Source organism: Pseudomonas sp. VE 267-6A, assembly GCF_024126555.1.
GTDB classification, from domain to species: Bacteria; Pseudomonadota; Gammaproteobacteria; order Pseudomonadales; family Pseudomonadaceae; genus Aquipseudomonas; species Aquipseudomonas palmensis.
Window position 1 is genome coordinate 25518 of record NZ_JAMYBY010000013.1, and the last position, 15764, is coordinate 41281.

The following is a 15764-nucleotide window of genomic DNA, read 5'->3' on the forward strand; positions in this document are numbered from 1 at the left end:
TCGCGGTCAAGGCAGTACGGAGACGGGGTACACGGCGTCGGCGACCTTGAGCGGCTTGGGAATCAGGCCCAGGCCCTGGAAGGTGTCCGCCAGCTTCTGCTGTTCGGCCGTGATCTCGGGGGTGATGGCCACCGCGTTGTAGTTGCGACGCTCGCTGGCCACTTCCAGCACGTCGGCGCCGATACCCAGTTGCGGAGCCAGCAGGGCCGCCACTTCCTTGGGTTTTGCGTTGGCCCGGTTGCTGACCTTGCCCAGCTCGGTGAAGAAGGTCTTGAGCACACCACGGTTCTCGTCGGCAAAGGCTGGCGAAGACAGGTAGAAGGTGCGGTTGTTGGTCAGCCCGGTGCCGTCGCGCAGGGTCTTGAGGCCGGGTTGTTTTTCCGCTGCGGCGAGGAAGGGGTCCCACAGGGTCACGGCCTTGACGCTGCCCGATTGCAGGGCGGCCACGGCATCGGCGGCGTTGTTGACGTAGGCCGGGTCGATGTCCTTGTAGCTCAGGCCGGTGTCCTGCAGGGCCACGGCCAGCAGATACTGGGCATTCCAGCCGCGACCGGTGGCCACGCGCTGGCCCTTGAGGGCGGCGATATCGGCGACCTTGTCCTGCTCGCGCACCACAATGCCGATGCCGCGCGGGTAGGGCTGTTCGGCGGCCAGGTACACCACCGACTTGCCCGACGCCTGGGCGAACACCGAGGGCGCATCGGCGGCGTGCCCCAGGTCGATGGCGCCGGTGCTCAGGGCCTCGAGCAACTGCGGGCCGGCGGCGAACTCGTACCAGCTGACCTTGATGCCTTGCGGCGCCAGGGCTTTTTCCAGGGCGCCGGAGCCCTTGAGAATGTTGACGCTGTTGAACTTCTGGTAGCCGATACGCAGGTTCTTGGTTGGCTCGGCGTAGGCGGCCGGGCCAGGCAGTACCAGGCTGGCGAGCGCGGCAAAGGCACCGCCAAGCAGCACGCGGCGCAGGGTCGAAGGAGGTTTGTTGGACATGGTGAGGGCTCCGCAGGCGGGTTCGTCAGGTGTTTTCTGGTAGGGCCTGAAAGTAAAGGCTGACGCCCGCGGAGTGCAATTTTTTTATTACTTTTAGTTAGAGCAAATAGTTATTTTTATATCCTTTTTGAATTTATCGGCCGTGCCAGTCGCCCACAAAAAAGCCCCCGACGGGTCGGGGGCTTTGTGTGTGCATCAATGCATGAACAAGGCGATCAGAATGATGATCGGGATAGGCACACCGAGGAAGAACAGCAGTATCGAGCGCATGGTGAATCTCCTGTCAGAGGGTACGGGCAGTGGTGGGGTCGACGCGCACCGGGTCGGCCGTCAGGAACACGGCGGCATCACGGCGACGGCCACCCCAGATGGCGAACAGGCTGGCGAAGAACGCGCCGCACAGCAGTGCCACGAACATCCACAGCGCAGAGGCGGCAGCGGCCTTGCGTGCGGCGTCGGCCAGTTGCTTGGCCTCTTCGATGGCCTGGCGGGCTTCGGCGAACACGGTGTCGATGCGCTGTTCGGCTTCTGCCTGGCTGATCTGGGTGCGCTGGGCAATCACGTTGGCCAGGTAGGCACGGTCTTCGGCGTTCAGCTGGCCGTCGGCCAGGCCACGCACGAAGATGCGCGCGGCAATGCCGTGGGCCGCGTCATCGGTGACCGCCACCGGGCGTTCGTCACGGAACAGCATGTCGATGAAGTAGGCCGAATCGTCATTGCTCGCCTTACTGCTGTTGGCAGCCGCGCCGGCACCGGCCGCAGCCACGCCAGAGGCCGCCATCGCGCCGGCCTGGACGCCGCCGCTCACCACCGAGCTCACCGAACCCACCACCAGCACCGCAGTTACCAGCGTGGCAAAGGCCCAGGCCAGGAAACCGTGGGCGGTATCGCGGAAATACACTTCATCGCTATGCAGGTTGGCCCATTTGACCCGCAGCCGCCCGGCGATGTAGCCGCCCAGGCCCGAGGCAATGATCTGCGTCAGCGCCAGCCACACGATGCTCGAAATACCCAGTTGCTTGGCCGTGGCGCCATCACCCGGCCACGGCGAGACAGCCGAGAACCCCAGGCCGAAGCCCAGCACGATAAGGATCAGCGACAGTGCGGCGGCACCGGTGGCACCGGCGAAGATGGCCGCCCAGGACACCCCTGAGTGGCTGGAGGTGTCCCCCGCGGGGACGGCGTAGGTATCGGCACTTGTAATCATTGTTGGTGCTCCAGTCATGAAATGGGTCTTCCCCCTCCTGTAGAGCAGTTGCTGTGCCAAATGCTACGAAATATTTATCCTTTCAAAATCAATCAGTTGTAAAACCGAACCGTCCTAAGGCCATGCAGCCTGCATGAGTGCCCGTTTTGCCTCATGCAAATTGCAACCTTGCGCCCGACGGGGATTCCCCACACCCCGCCTGGTGGCTTACCCTAGCCGCCGGTTGGCGCCAGTGGGCGTCACGCATTCCTGCCGTTGGAGCTCTAGCATGTATCAAGACACCGCCACCGTGACCGTCAGCGCCGAATACGCAGGCAAGGAGACCGAGGCCGTGGACAATGCCAATGTGTTGATCGGGTTGAAGGTCGATGGCGAAACCCGCTTCACGGTCGAGTTCAACGGCAAGCTGGACGCCCCGCAGGACCCCACCCACATCTGCGTCACCCTGAGCAACGGCCTGTCCTATCACGGCGAGATCACCGATGGCAGGGCCGATGAAGTGGGTGGCTACATCGCCTTCGACTGCGACGGCATCGACCCGGCACTGCTTGGCTGATTCGGCCGTTCAGGCCCGGTCAGCGGCAGGAGCGCAGCCTTGCGATCCTGCCATAACCCTCCCGCCGGCTCATCCAGCAAAATAATTGCACTCAAGCTGCATTTTTTTGCGTTGGAGCCCATCCCCGCTTTTGTTCAGACTGCGCGCATCCGAACCCCCGGATTTCCATCTCCAGGGACGGAGCCCTTTGCGTATTGCCCCCTCGCGATACAAAGCCCCCTCGTCTTGGGCGGGCTTCTTTTATTTCAACAGGTACCAGGTCGTCGCATGCCCACCCGCCGTCTGAACAACTGGCTCGATCGCTTCATACCCGCCGCGTTGCATATCCCGCCCAAAGAGTGGCTGCGGGCCGGCCTTGGCGCCGTGCTCGGCCTGCTGGTGGCCGGCGGGCTGTGCAGCGTGCTGTTCGGCAACGCCGTCACCCTGCACCTGATGGCCCCGCTGGCTGCGTCGGCGGTGCTGCTGTTCGGGGTGTCCTCGGGCGCACTGTCGCAGCCCTGGCCGCTGCTGGGCAGCTACAGCTGCGCGATGCTGGTGGGCCTGGTGCTGCACCACTGGTTGGGCGCGAGCCTGGTGGTGGTGTGCATGGCGCTGGTGCTGGTGGTGCTGCTGATGTGCCTGCTGCGCTGCCTGCACCCGCCGGGCGCGGCACTGGCGGTCAGCCTGGCGATGGCCGACCCGTCGCTGGCGAGCCTGGGTGCCCAGGTGGTCGAGCCGGTGCTGCTCAATGCCCTGTGCCTGCTGCTGGTGGCAGTGGTGTACAACCGCCTGACCGGCGTGCGCTACCCCAAGATCGTCGCCCCGCGGCCCGACCTGCACCGTACCCAGGATGCGCCCGTGAGCGAGCGGGTAGGGGTGAGTGCCGGCGACCTGGACCGCGCATTGAATGAACTGGGCGAGTTCGTCGACGTGACCCGTGATGATCTGGAGCGCATCATCCTGGCCACCGAGCGCCATGCCTTGCAGCGCAGCCTGGGCGGCATGACGGCTGCCCGGGTGATGTCGCGCGACGTGCAGTCCGCCAGCCCGGACACCACGCTTGAGCAAGCCTTCAAGATGCTGGGCGAGCATCGCCTGAAGATCCTCCCCGTGCTCGACGAGGCGCGCCAGCTGGTGGGTATCGTCAGCGTCGGCGACCTGCTCGATTCGGCAATGGCCGCACGCCGTTTCAGCTGGCGCGCGCTGTTCGGCCGGCGTCGCCCGGTGCGCCTGGAACAGGTCATGACCAAACCGGTACGCAGCGTGAACAGCGACGAACCGGCGGTGGCCCTGATCCCGCTGCTGTGCGACCAGGGCCTGCATTGCCTGCCGGTGCTCGAAGCCGGGCAACTGGTGGGGGTGGTCACCCAGACCGACCTGATCGGCGCGCTGCACCAGCAACTGCTGCAGCGCGAGCAGGCCGGTCTAGATCAGCGGGTCCCAGCGCTGGGACCAGTCACTGTCCCCCGCGACCACGCCGCGTAACAGGCCAAACGCCTGTTGTAGCGCTGCCGAGTCGCGCTCGCGGGCGTACACCAGGTAGGTCGGGTAGGTGAACTCCGGCGCCTGCAATACCCGTTCGAGCACGCCGCAGTCCAGGTAGCTCTGCACCACGCGGGCGCGAAAGTAGCCGCTGCCGCCGTGTTCGAGGATGTACTGCAAGGCCATCGGGCCGAGGTTGAAGCTCAAGGCAGGGCGCGCGTGCTCGGGCAGCGCCGCGTCATGCTGGCGGCGGAACGCCTCGCCCCAGTCGATGTAGATATACGGCTCGGGCTGGCCGGCACGGCGCACGCACACCAGCTTCTCTTCCAGCAATTGCTCCACCTGCACCCCCGGGCCGTACCCCGGCTGGTACACCAGCGCGGCATCCAGCAGGCCCATGTCCAGTTTGCGCAGCAGCGTGTCGCTGTCGCCCACCTCGCTGCGGATGGCATGGCTGGGCACCTCCTGATGCAGTACGCGAACCCAGTCCAGCAGCAGCGGGTTGCACAGGCTGACCTCGCCGCCGATGTGCAGCACCTGGTAGCCGCCGGCGGGCAACGGCAGGTCGCGCCGCGCCGCCTCCCAGGTGTGCACCAGCTGGTTGGCGTAGGCCACGAAGCCCTTGCCGTCGGCGGTCAGGCTGGCGCCGTTGCGGCTGCGCACGAACAATTGGCAGCCGAGCAACTGCTCGAGCTTCTGCACCCGTGCGCTGATCGCGGTCTGGGTCACGTGCAGGTGCTCTGCGGCGGCCACCAGGCTGCCGCTGCGCACGATTTCGATGAAGGTACGCGCCAGGTCGATATCCATGGGGGCCTCGTGTTCTACCAGCGCACAGTCTAGAGCTTTCAGTGCCCTTGTAGGAGCCGGCCTTGCCGGCGAAGGCCACGCAACGGATTTTGCATCAGGTACAAAACCCCTTAGCCTAGGGCGACTACACCGCCGGAGCGCGCCTTGAACCCCACCTTCGCCTCGTTGAGCCTTGCGCACCTGCGTACCCTCGACACGCTGTTGCAGCTCAAGAACCTCAGCCATGCCGCCGAGCGCCTGGGCAGCAGCCAGTCGGTGCTCAGCCGCCAGCTGGCGCACATGCGCGAAGCCTTCGACGACCCGCTGCTGGTTCGCCAGGGCCGCGGCTATGTACTCAGCGAACGGGCCCAGGCGCTGGTACTGCCTCTGCGCCAGGTACTGGGCGAGCTCGACGCCCTGCGCCAACCCGAGGCCTTCAGCCCGCAGCGCTGCGAGCGGCGCTTCTGTCTGGCCGCCTCCGACTACATCGCCGAACACATGCTGCCGTTGCTGGTCAGCCGCCTGGCCGAGCAGGCGCCGGGGGTGTCGATCGACTACCGCAGCTGGTCGCCGGACCAGTTCGAACGCCTGGCCAGCGGTGAAATCGACCTGGCCACCACGCTGTTCGACAGCGCCCCGGCCAACCTGCACGGGCGCATGCTCGGCGAGGATCGCGCGGTGTGCCTGATGCACCGCGAACACCCGCTGGCCCGGCACGCCGAGCTGAGCCAGGACGACTACCTGGCCTGGGGGCACGTGCGCATCTGTGGCGGCGGCGACAAGGACAGCTTCATCGACCGCCACCTGCGAGGCCAGGGCCTTGCCCGGCGCATAACCCTGCAGGTGCCGTTCTTCTCGGCGGCGGTGCAGGTAGTGTGCGCCAGCCAGACACTGGTCACCGTGCCCGAACACATCGCCCGCCAGCTCAGCCGCCTGCACCCGGTGGTGTGGTGCCCGCTGGCGTTCGTCGAACACACCCAGCGCTACTGGGTGGTGTGGCACCAGCGCCTGCAGGCTTCGGCCGAGCACCGCTGGTTTCGTGCGCAGGTGTTCGAGCTGTGGCAGCAGTCGCAGTTCGGCGTCACCGGCAGCTATGTGGATTCGCCATAGCAGCTATGCGCGGCGCGGCGTGTTTCAGCGGCCAGCCAGCGCCTAGACTCGCTGGCACTGCAATCACCCCCAAAGGAGCCAGCGCGTGAGCCCAGAAGAATTTCGCCAGCAAGGTCACCAACTGATCGACCGCATCGCCGATTACCGTGCCAATGTCGCCAGCCGGCCGGTCATGGCCCAGGTCGAGCCGGGCTACCTGAAGAATGCCTTGCCCCAGGCCGCGCCGCAGCAGGGCGAGCCCTTCGAGCAGATCCTCGCCGACGTGGACCAGCTGGTGATGCCCGGCCTGTCGCACTGGCAGCACCCGGACTTCTTCGGCTACTTCCCCTCCAACGGCACACTGTCTTCGGTGCTGGGCGACTTTCTCAGCACCGGCCTGGGCGTGCTCGGCCTGTCGTGGCAGTCGAGCCCGGCGCTGAGCGAGCTGGAGGAAACCACGGTCGACTGGCTGCGCCAGATGATCGGCCTGTCCGGTGCCTGGAGTGGGGTGATCCAGGACACCGCCTCCAGCAGCACGCTGGTGGCGCTGATCTGCGCCCGCGAGCGCGCCAGCGACTACGCGCTGGTCAAGGGTGGCCTGCAAGCGCAGGCCCGGCCGCTGATGATCTACACCAGCGCCCAGGCCCACAGCTCGGTAGACAAGGCCGCGCTGCTGGCCGGCTTCGGCAAGCACAACATCCGCTACATCGAAGTCGACGAAGCCTTCGCCATGCGCCCTGAAGCGCTGGCAGCGGCCATCGAGCAGGACCTTGCCGCAGGGCTGCAACCATGCGCGGTGGTCGCCACCACCGGCACCACGGCCACCACCGCCCTCGACCCGCTCGAACCGATCGGCCGCATCGCCCGCGCCCATGGCCTGTGGCTGCATGTGGACTCGGCCATGGCCGGTTCGGCGATGATCCTGCCCGAATGCCGCTGGATGTGGACCGGCATCGAGCAGGCCGACTCCATCGTGGTCAATGCGCACAAATGGCTGGGGGTGGCGTTCGACTGCTCGCTGTATTTCGTGCGTGACCCGCAGCACCTGATCCGTGTGATGAGCACCAACCCCAGCTACCTGCAGTCGGCGGTCGATGGCGAAGTGAAGAACCTGCGCGACTGGGGCATCCCGCTGGGGCGCAGGTTTCGTGCGTTGAAGCTGTGGTTCATGTTGCGCAGCGAAGGCGTGGAAGGCTTGCAGCAACGCCTGCGCCGCGACCTGGGCAATGCTCGCTGGCTTGAACAGCAGGTAGGTGCGGCGCCGGGCTGGGAGGTGCTGGCGCCGGTGCAGTTGCAGACCCTGTGCATTCGTCACCAGCCTGGCGGGCTGGAAGGCGAGGCACTGGACCGCCACACCCGCGCCTGGGCCGACCGGCTCAATGCGTCGGGCGCGGCGTATGTGACCCCGGCGACGTTGAACGGGCAGTGGATGGTGCGGGTGTCGGTGGGCGCGTTGCCCACCGAGCGCGAGCATGTGGCAAGGCTCTGGGAGGGGTTGCAGCAGGTGGTCAAGGGCTGATCCCTGCGGCCCCTTCGCCGGCAAGGCCGGCTCCTACCAATAGCAGGCGCCGGCCTTGCCGGCGAAGGGGCCCATGAAAAGTACAACCTTGCCTCTGGAAGGTGCATTTTCCCCCCGTCACACCCATCCCATACTGGCCCTGCATCCGCCGCCAGCTGCCCACCTCGCAGCCCGGCCCGGACATCCAATAATAAGCAGGGCCCTCCATGAAAAAGCCAAACCCGCTGCTTGAAGACCTCAAGCCACTGTTGCCGACCATCGCTGCCAACGCCGTCCGTGCCGAGCAGGATCGCCAGGTACCCGCCGAAAACATCGCGCTGCTCAAGGGCATCGGCCTGCACCGCGCCTTCCAGCCCAAGCTGTATGGCGGCCTGGAAATTTCCCTGCCCGAATTCGCCGACTGCATCGCCGCGCTGGCCGGTGCCTGTGCCAGTACCGCCTGGGCCATGAGCCTGCTGTGCACCCACAGCCACCAGCTGGCGATGTTCCCGGCCCGGTTGCAGGAAGAGATCTGGGGCACCGACCGCGACGCCACTGCCAGCAGCAGCATCGCGCCGTTCGGGCGTATCGAGGAGGTCGAGGGCGGCCTGCTGTTCAGCGGCGAGATGGGCTGGAGCAGCGGCAGCGACCATGCCGAATGGGCCATCGTCGGCTGTCGCCGCGCCAACGCCGAAGGCACCCAGGACTACTGCTTCGCCGTGCTGCCGCGCAGCGACTACGTGATCCGCGACGACTGGCACGCTGCGGGCATGAAGGGCAGCGGCACCAAGACCCTGCTCATCGACAAGGCCTTCGTGCCCGAGTACCGCATCCAGAAAGCCAAGGACATGATGGAAGGCAAGTCCGCCGGCTTCGGCCTGTACCCGGACAGCAAGGTGTTCTATTCGCCGTACCGGCCGTACTTCGCCAGTGGCTTTTCCACGGTCAGCCTGGGGGTGGCCGAGCGCATGCTCCAGGCCTTCCGCGAGAAGACCGCCAACCGCGTGCGCGCCTACACCGGCGCTGCGGTTGGCGCAGCCACCCCCGCATTGATGCGCCTGGCCGAGTCCACCCACCAGGTGGCCGCTGCGCGGGCCTTTCTCGAAAAAACCTGGCAGGAGCACGCCGACCACAGCGCCCGCCACCAGTACCCCAGCCGCGAGACCCTGGCGTTCTGGCGCACCAACCAGGGCTACGCGGTGAAGATGTGCATCCAGGCCGTGGATCGCCTGTTCGAAGCCGCGGGCGGCACCGCCTGGTTCGAGGCCAACGAGATGCAGCGCCTGTGGCGCGACTCGCACATGACCGGCGCCCATGCCTACACCGACTACGACGTCTGCGCGCAGATCCTCGGTCGCGAGCTGATGGGCCTGGAGCCCGACCCGAGCATGGTGTGAACACCGCGCCCTGCCCATAACAACAACGTACGGCTGCCCTGGCGGCAGCCGGGGAGTCTTGCATGTCTACTGAACCTGCCGTGGCCTTCGACAGCCGCGCGTTCCGCCGCGCCCTGGGCAACTTCGCCACCGGCGTCACCGTGGTCACCGCCGCCGATGCCGCGGGCAACAAGGTCGGGGTCACGGCCAACAGCTTCAATTCGGTCTCGCTGGACCCGCCGCTGATCCTCTGGAGCCTGGACAAGCGCTCCAGCAGCCTCGCGGTGTTCGAGGCCGCCAGCCACTTTGCGGTGAATATCCTGGCCGCCGACCAGATCGAGCTGTCGAACAACTTCGCCAAGCCACGGGAGGACCGCTTTGCCGGCATCGAGCACCGGGCGGGCGAGGGGGGCGCACCGCTGCTGGCCGATTGCGCCGCGTGCTTCCAGTGCGAACGCCATCAGCTGCTCGACGGCGGTGACCACTGGATCATGCTGGGCAAGGTGGTAGCGTTCGACGATGGCGGGCGTTCGCCGTTGCTCTACCACCAGGGTGCGTACTCGATGGTGCTGCCGCACACCCGCATGACCCGACGCGAAGAGGGGCAGGCCCCCAGCAGCCATTTTCAGGGGCGCCTGAGCCACAACCTGTACTACCTGATGACCCAGGCGCTGCGTGCCTACCAAGCCAGTTACCAGCCGCGCCAGCTGTCCAGTGGCTTGCGCACCAGCGAGGCGCGCATGCTGATGGTGCTGGAGAACGATGCGGGGTTGAACCTGGCCGACCTGCAGCGCGAGGTGGCGATGCCGGCGCGAGAGATCGACGAGGCGGTGGCCAACCTCAAGCGCAAGGGGCTGGTGTGCGACAGCGAGGCGGCCGGGCATGTGCGCCTGAGCGTGGCCGGCATCGACCAGACCGAGGCCCTGTGGACGATTGCGCGCGAGCAGCAGGACACGGTATTTGCCGCGTTCAGCGACGAGCAGATCGAGACGTTCAAGACGGTGCTCAAGGCAGTGATTCGCGCGTGAGCCAAAGGCTTTGCCAAGGACGGCCCCTGTAGGCGCCAGCCTTGCTGGCCAAGCGCTTTCAACCCATCGGCGAGCACAGCTCCACCAGCACCCCGGCCGGGCAGCGCAAGTAGGAAACCGTCTGGCCCCAGGGCTTGCTCTGCGGCGCCCTGATTTCCTCGGCGCCGTTGACCAGGGCATTGGCGTGGGCCGCCGCGACCTTCTCGGTCACCAGCGCGATCTCCATGCCCAGGGGCTTGTGGCTGTTGCTGGCGGCAACGAAACCTTCCGGGAAATTCGACTCGCCCAGTTCCAGCGACGCGAAGGCCAGGGTGGTTGGCCCGGTGTCCAGCTCGCCGTAATCGCCGGACTCATGCAGAAAACGACGCTTCAGGCCGAAGGCATTCTCGAAGAAGCTCAACGATGCCTCGACATCGGGTACATAAACGATGGTGTAGCCCAGTTTCATACACATTCCTTGTCGGTGGTTTCTGTAGGGGCCGGCCTTGCCGGCGAAGCAGCCGGCACGGGCCTAAGCCCCGGTTTTTTTCGCTTTGGTGGCACGGGGTCGCTTGCCGGCCGTGGCGCTGCTCTTGCGCTTCTTCTTCCACGGCGCGCCGCCGCGCCCGGCCGGCACCGGCGGCCCTGAAATGCGCAGGCTCATGCCCGAGCAGCGCTCCACCTGCTTGCTCATCCACGCCGACTGCTTGGCCACGAACGCTTCCAGGCTCATTTCGCCGCTCTGCACCATGTCCAGCGCCTGCTCCCAGATCGCCGTGGTGCCAGGGTCGGCAATCGCCCTTGGCACCGCGTCGATCAGGCTGAACGCCGCCGGCGTGGCCGACAGCGCCTTGCCCTGCTTGACCAGGTAGCCCCGGTCGAGCAGGCCCTGGATGATCCCGGCGCGGGTCGCTTCGGTGCCGATGCCGGTGGTGTCCTTGAGCTTCTGTTTAAGGCGCGGGTCGTCCACCAGCTTGGCGACGTTCTTCATCGCCTTGATCAGGTCGCCTTCGGTGAAGGGCTTGGGCGGTTGGGTCCACAGGTCCTTGAGGTTGACCCCGGCCACCTCGCACAGCTGACCCTCGTGCAATGCCGGCAGCACTTGCGCCACCGGCGCCTCGCGGCCCTTGGGCGGGGTCAGGGCTTCGGGCAGCGCGCGCCGCCAGCCCGGCTCGACGATCTGCTTGCCCACCGCACGCAGCGCCTGCCCGGCGCAATCGAAGTCGGCCTGGGTGCGGTCGTATTCATGGTTGGGCAGAAACTGCGCCAGGTAGCGGGCACGAATCAGCACGTACACCGACTTGTGCTTGGGCGGCAGGCGCGCCGGGTCGAGCGCGGCGGCGGTGGGGATGATGCCGTGGTGGGCGCTGACCTTGGCGTCGTTCCACGCGCGTGAGCGGCGTTGCGCCTGCAGGTGCGGCTGCAAGGGCGCCAGGCTCGGGTCGGCGCGCCCCAGCGCGGCAAGAATCGCCGGCGCCTCGGCGTGCTGGCTCAGGGGCAGGTAGCCACAGTCGCTGCGCGGGTAGGTGATGACCTTGTGGGTTTCGTACAGCGCCTGGGCGATGTCGAGGGTTTCCTGGGCGCCCAGGCCGAATTTCTTCGAGCACAGCTCCTGCAGGGTGCCCAGGTCGAAGGGCAGCGGCGCTGCCTCGCGCACGCGCTCGGTGGTCAGCGTCAAAAGGCGCGCCGTGGGCGCCGCCTGGATGGCCGCAGCCGCCTGCTGCGCGAACGCCTGGTTCAGGCAGCGGCCCTGGTCGTCGCACAGCTCGTCGGGCGCACGCCACTGGGCATTGAACACCTCGCCGGCGCTGCGCAACTGCACATCGATGGCCCAGAACGGCACCGGCACGAAATCGGCGATGCTGCGGTCGCGGTCCACCACCAGGCGCAGTGTCGGGGTTTGCACCCGGCCCACCGGCAACACGCCCTGATAGCCGGACTGGCGGCCGAGCAGGGTGAACAGCCGGCTCATGTTCATGCCGATCAGCCAGTCGGCACGCGAGCGGCCCAGGGCCGAGTGGTACAGGTTGAAGGTGGCGGCGCCGGGCCTGAGGGCGGCCAGGGCCTTGCGGATCGAGGCGTCGTCCAGCGCCGACAGCCACAGGCGCTGGATCGGCCCGCGATAGCGGCAGTGCTCCACCAGCTCGCGGGCGATCATTTCGCCCTCGCGGTCGGCGTCGGTGGCAATCACCAGTTCGGCCGCCTCGCCGAGCAGGCGCTTGACCGCCTTGAACTGGGCGGCCGTCCTGGGTTTTACCAGCATTTTCCATTGCGCCGGGATGATCGGCAGGTCGGCCAGCGACCAGCGCTTGTAACGGGCATCGTAGGCGTCGGGCGGGGCGGTTTCGAGCAGGTGGCCGATGCACCAGGTCACCGTGACGCCCGTGCCGACCCAGCAACCGTCGCCGCGGCGGCTGGCGCCAAGGACCTTGGCGATGTCCTTGGCCTGGGAGGGTTTTTCGCAGAGGTACAGGCGCATGGCCGGGTGAGCTCTTGGTCGGGCTGTGATGGGCCCTAGAATGCGCAGGATTGGCGATGCAGGCAAGGTTTATCTGTATGGATATACAGATGAATGTGTAGCGCTTGCCTGCCCGCCGATGCCTCAGCCGCGCGACGCTTCCAGTGCCTGGGCCAGGTCGGCCAGGATGTCGTCGCTGTGTTCGATGCCGATCGACAGGCGCACCATGTCACGCGGCACGCCGGCCTTTTCCAGCTCTTCGTCGTTCAACTGGCGATGGGTGGTGGAGGCCGGGTGGCAGGCCAGCGACTTGGCATCGCCGATGTTCACCAGGCGCACCACCAGCTTGAGTGCGTCGATGAAGCGTGCACCGGCCTCCTGGCCGCCCTTGATCCCGAACGACAGGATCGACGCCGGCTTGCCCTCGGTGTAGCGCAGCGCCAGCGCGTGCTCGGGGTGGTCCGGCAGGCCGGCGTACTTGACCCACGCCACCTGCTCGTGACCCTGGAGGTAGTGGGCCACCTTCAGGGCGTTCTCGGTGTGACGCTCCATGCGCAGGGACAGGGTCTCCAGCCCCTGCAGGATCAGGAAGGCGTTGAACGGCGACAGCGCCGCGCCGGTGTTGCGCAGCGGCACCACGCGGCAGCGCCCGATGAACGCCGCCGGGCCGAAGGCCTCGGTGTAGGTCACGCCGTGGTAGGACGGGTCGGGGGTGTTGAGCAGGGCGAAGCGCTGCTTGTGGTCAGCCCACGGGAAGTTGCCCGAGTCGATCACGATGCCGCCGATGCTGGTGCCGTGGCCGCCGATGTACTTGGTCAGCGAGTGCACCACCACGTCGGCGCCGTGCTCGAACGGGCGGCACAGGATCGGCGTGGCCACGGTGTTGTCGACGATCAGCGGCACGCCATGGCGGTGCGCGGCATCGGCCAGCGCGCGCAGGTCGACAATGTTGCCGGCCGGGTTGCCGATCGACTCGCAGAACACCGCCTTGGTCTTGTCGTCGATCAGCGCCTCGAGGGCGGCGATGTCGTCATGGGCGGCGAAGCGGGTCTGGATGCCGAAGCGCGGCAGGGTATGGGCCAGCAGGTTGTAGGTGCCGCCATACAGCTTGGCCACCGAGACGATGTTGTCGCCGGCCTCTGCCACGGTCTGGATGGCGTAGGTGATCGCCGCCATGCCCGAGGCCACCGCCAGTGCGCCCACGCCGCCTTCCAGCGCGGCCATGCGCTGTTCCAGCACATCGTTGGTGGGGTTCATGATGCGGCTGTAGATGTTGCCGGCCACCTTGAGGTCGAACAGGTCGGCACCATGCTGGGTGTCATCGAAGGCGAACGAGGTGGTCTGGTAGATCGGCACCGCAACCGCTTTGGTGGTCGGATCGGGGCTGAAGCCCGCATGGATCGCCAAGGTTTCCAGCTTCATGATGCAGTCGTTCCTTGAAAGTCGTGGAGGCCGAAGCATGCGCGGCGCGCAAACGCGGGGTCAAGCCTTGCCCCGCTGAACGATGACCTGCGCCAGCCGGTCGGATGGTCATTGTCTGCCACCCTGCAACGGAGTCGCCCATGCTGCCCCACCTGATTGCACCCGGTTTCGCCCTGCTGGCCCTGGCCAGCACCCTGGCCATCGCCGCCGAGCCCTTGCGCATCACCGGCCTGCAGCGCTGTGGCGATGTGCTGAGCGCGGTGCAGCAGCAGTGGTGCGTGAGCACCCGCGGCCTGGCGCAGGGCACGCCCGGGGTGCATCTGGACGGGCACGTGCTGCCCGCCGCCCGTGTCACCCGCGATGGCGATACGCTGCGGCTGAACCTCGATACGGCGCGGTTGGACAGCGGCCCGTTGTGGCTGCAGGACGCGGGCGGCCAGGCCAGCAACCCGGTGTGGCTGTCGCTCAAGGCCAGCCATGTGGTGCCCGCCGGGCCGGGCGAGGTGGCGAAGAACATGGACGGCCTGACCACCTATGTCGACCTGGTCAGCCTGCTGATCGAAGAGCGCCACGACGGCCTGCAGGAGGCCCGGCGCCTGGCCGACAAGTACGGCGCCAAGGTGGTGGGGGCGATCGCGCCGCTGAACGTCTACCAGCTGCGCCTGCCGGTCAGTGACCTGGTGCAGCGCGATGCCATGGTGCTGCGCCTGGGCAGCGAGGTCAGCGTGGACGCCGTGGTGATCGAGGAGTCCGCGCCGGAAAAGGGCGAGGAGCGCGAACCCGCAGATGCGCAGGCCCGGCCCGGCGGCGAGGAATGGGCCGCCAACCGCTTCATGGACGCGGTCAACTTCTACCAGCGGCGCATCCCTGCCCGCGATGCGGCGGTACCGGTCAGCCCGGTACGCATCGGCGTGATCGAGCGCGACGTGGATTTCGACGCCCCCGATTTCGCCGATTACCTGGGCCCGTGCCGCGGCGAGCGACCACGCACCTGCCTGTACGCGCGTGACGCCGACAAGCCCGACGGGCATGGCAGCACGGTGGCCGGGGTGCTGGCCGCGCGCTGGGAGCAGGGCGGCAATACCGGTTTTCTGCGCGGGCTCGACCCGGCCAGCCCCGGCTTCGAGGTGATCGTGGAGCGCAATTCCGACGCCGGCATCACCGCCAACATCGCCGCCTCGGTCAACCTGGTGGAGGACGGCGTGCGGGTGCTGAACTGGAGCTGGGGCATCCACCGGGTGGGGGCGAAGAACGTCGAGGGCGACGAGGTCGACTCGCTGGTGCGCTCGGGCCTGGCCATGAGCGGCTATGAAGAGCTGCTGGAGGAGTTCTTCCTGTGGCTGCGCAAGGAGCACCCGGACGTGGTGGTGATCAACTCGGCGGGCAATGGCGCGTCGTACTCGGGTACCGACGAGTACCGCCTGCCGTCCTCATTCGTCACCGAGCAGTTGCTGGTGGTGGGCGGGCACCAGCGCAGCGAGCGCCCGGTGGCGGTGGATGATCCGGCCTATGTGGTCAAGCGCGCCGCCTCCAACATCGACGCGCGCGTGGACATCACCGCCGCCGCCTGCGTGCAGGCGTCCACTGCGCAGGCCGACCAGCGCGGCGAGGTGCACTGCGGTACCTCCTATGCCACGCCGATGGTGGCCGGGGTGGTGGCGGCCATGCTCTCGATCAACCCGCGCCTGCAGCCCGAGCAACTGCGCCTGTTGCTGCGCCGCAGCGCCATGACCCTGGGCAGCGAGGGCGACTTCGAGCCGATGGACGCCGAAGACCTGACCGCGCCGATCCTGCCGTCCGAGCGCAACTACCAGCTCAATGACAAGGACGTCGGCCGCTCGGCGCGGCTGGACATGCACAAGGCCCTGGACCTGGCGGTGCAGAGCCGCGACCGGGTGCGATGAGGGTGTCGCCTTT

Annotated in this window: 13 protein-coding genes; 7 read left to right on the forward strand and 6 right to left on the reverse strand. The window is 67.2% G+C overall.

From position 1 onward, the window contains the following. Positions 1-6: 6 nt before the first annotated feature. Positions 7-987: an aliphatic sulfonate ABC transporter substrate-binding protein gene (locus NJH59_RS16325; protein ID WP_253087022.1), complete on the reverse strand. Its 981-nt coding sequence runs from the start codon at positions 985-987 to the stop codon at positions 7-9. Between the two features lie 283 nt (positions 988-1270). Then, entirely contained in the window at positions 1271-2194 is a 924-nt protein-coding gene (locus NJH59_RS16330) for a hypothetical protein (protein ID WP_078481092.1), read from the reverse strand. A gap of 268 nt (positions 2195-2462) precedes the next feature. Here NJH59_RS16330 and NJH59_RS16335 point away from each other — a divergent pair, with 268 nt between their 5' ends. Both NJH59_RS16335 and NJH59_RS16340 read left to right on the forward strand, forming a co-directional pair. After that, positions 2463-2750, forward strand: a complete 288-nt coding sequence (locus tag NJH59_RS16335; RefSeq protein ID WP_043861117.1) for a hypothetical protein — start codon at positions 2463-2465, stop codon at positions 2748-2750. 267 nt (positions 2751-3017) lie between these two features. Continuing rightward, on the forward strand, positions 3018-4214 hold the full coding sequence (locus NJH59_RS16340) for an HPP family protein (RefSeq protein ID WP_229590253.1): 1197 nt from the start codon (positions 3018-3020) through the stop codon (positions 4212-4214). Here the strand turns inward: NJH59_RS16340 and NJH59_RS16345 are convergent. Next, positions 4155-5018 carry a LysR family transcriptional regulator gene (locus NJH59_RS16345; RefSeq protein WP_054916507.1) on the reverse strand — a complete coding sequence of 288 codons (864 nt, stop codon included), beginning with the start codon at positions 5016-5018 and terminating at the stop codon, positions 4155-4157. The two genes, NJH59_RS16340 and NJH59_RS16345, sit on opposite strands and share 60 nt — an antisense overlap. Before the next feature lie 144 nt (positions 5019-5162). Here NJH59_RS16345 and NJH59_RS16350 point away from each other — a divergent pair, with 144 nt between their 5' ends. The 4 genes from NJH59_RS16350 (at position 5163) to NJH59_RS16365 (ending at position 9988) form a co-directional block, all read left to right on the forward strand. After that, the gene (locus NJH59_RS16350; RefSeq protein ID WP_043861114.1) at positions 5163-6107 is read left to right on the forward strand and encodes a LysR family transcriptional regulator; all 945 of its coding nucleotides are present in this window, start codon (positions 5163-5165) and stop codon (positions 6105-6107) included. Positions 6108-6192: 85 nt separating this feature from the next. Next, on the forward strand, positions 6193-7605 hold the full coding sequence (locus NJH59_RS16355) for a DOPA decarboxylase (protein WP_253087023.1): 1413 nt from the start codon (positions 6193-6195) through the stop codon (positions 7603-7605). A 206-nt stretch (positions 7606-7811) separates the two neighbouring features. After that, positions 7812-8981: a p-hydroxyphenylacetate 3-hydroxylase oxygenase component gene (locus tag NJH59_RS16360; protein WP_196932787.1), complete on the forward strand. Its 1170-nt coding sequence runs from the start codon at positions 7812-7814 to the stop codon at positions 8979-8981. Between the two features lie 62 nt (positions 8982-9043). Continuing rightward, a complete protein-coding gene (locus tag NJH59_RS16365; protein ID WP_043861111.1) occupies positions 9044-9988 on the forward strand; it encodes a p-hydroxyphenylacetate 3-hydroxylase reductase component in 945 nt (314 codons plus the stop codon). A 58-nt stretch (positions 9989-10046) separates the two neighbouring features. Here NJH59_RS16365 and NJH59_RS16370 read toward each other — a convergent pair whose 3' ends face one another. The 3 genes from NJH59_RS16370 to NJH59_RS16380 all read right to left on the reverse strand — a co-directional run bounded on the left by NJH59_RS16370 (position 10047) and on the right by NJH59_RS16380 (position 13847). Next, a complete protein-coding gene (locus NJH59_RS16370; protein WP_054916504.1) occupies positions 10047-10436 on the reverse strand; it encodes a VOC family protein in 390 nt (129 codons plus the stop codon). A gap of 63 nt (positions 10437-10499) precedes the next feature. Next, positions 10500-12446 carry a DNA topoisomerase III gene (locus NJH59_RS16375; RefSeq protein ID WP_100632478.1) on the reverse strand — a complete coding sequence of 649 codons (1947 nt, stop codon included), beginning with the start codon at positions 12444-12446 and terminating at the stop codon, positions 10500-10502. 123 nt (positions 12447-12569) lie between these two features. Beyond that, the gene (locus NJH59_RS16380) at positions 12570-13847 is read right to left on the reverse strand and encodes a bifunctional O-acetylhomoserine aminocarboxypropyltransferase/cysteine synthase (protein ID WP_253087024.1); all 1278 of its coding nucleotides are present in this window, start codon (positions 13845-13847) and stop codon (positions 12570-12572) included. A gap of 140 nt (positions 13848-13987) precedes the next feature. Between NJH59_RS16380 and NJH59_RS16385 the strand changes: the two genes are divergently transcribed. After that, complete coding sequence (locus NJH59_RS16385) at positions 13988-15751, forward strand: S8/S53 family peptidase (RefSeq protein WP_253087025.1); 1764 nt, start codon at positions 13988-13990, stop codon at positions 15749-15751. The last annotated feature ends 13 nt before the right edge of the window (positions 15752-15764 follow it).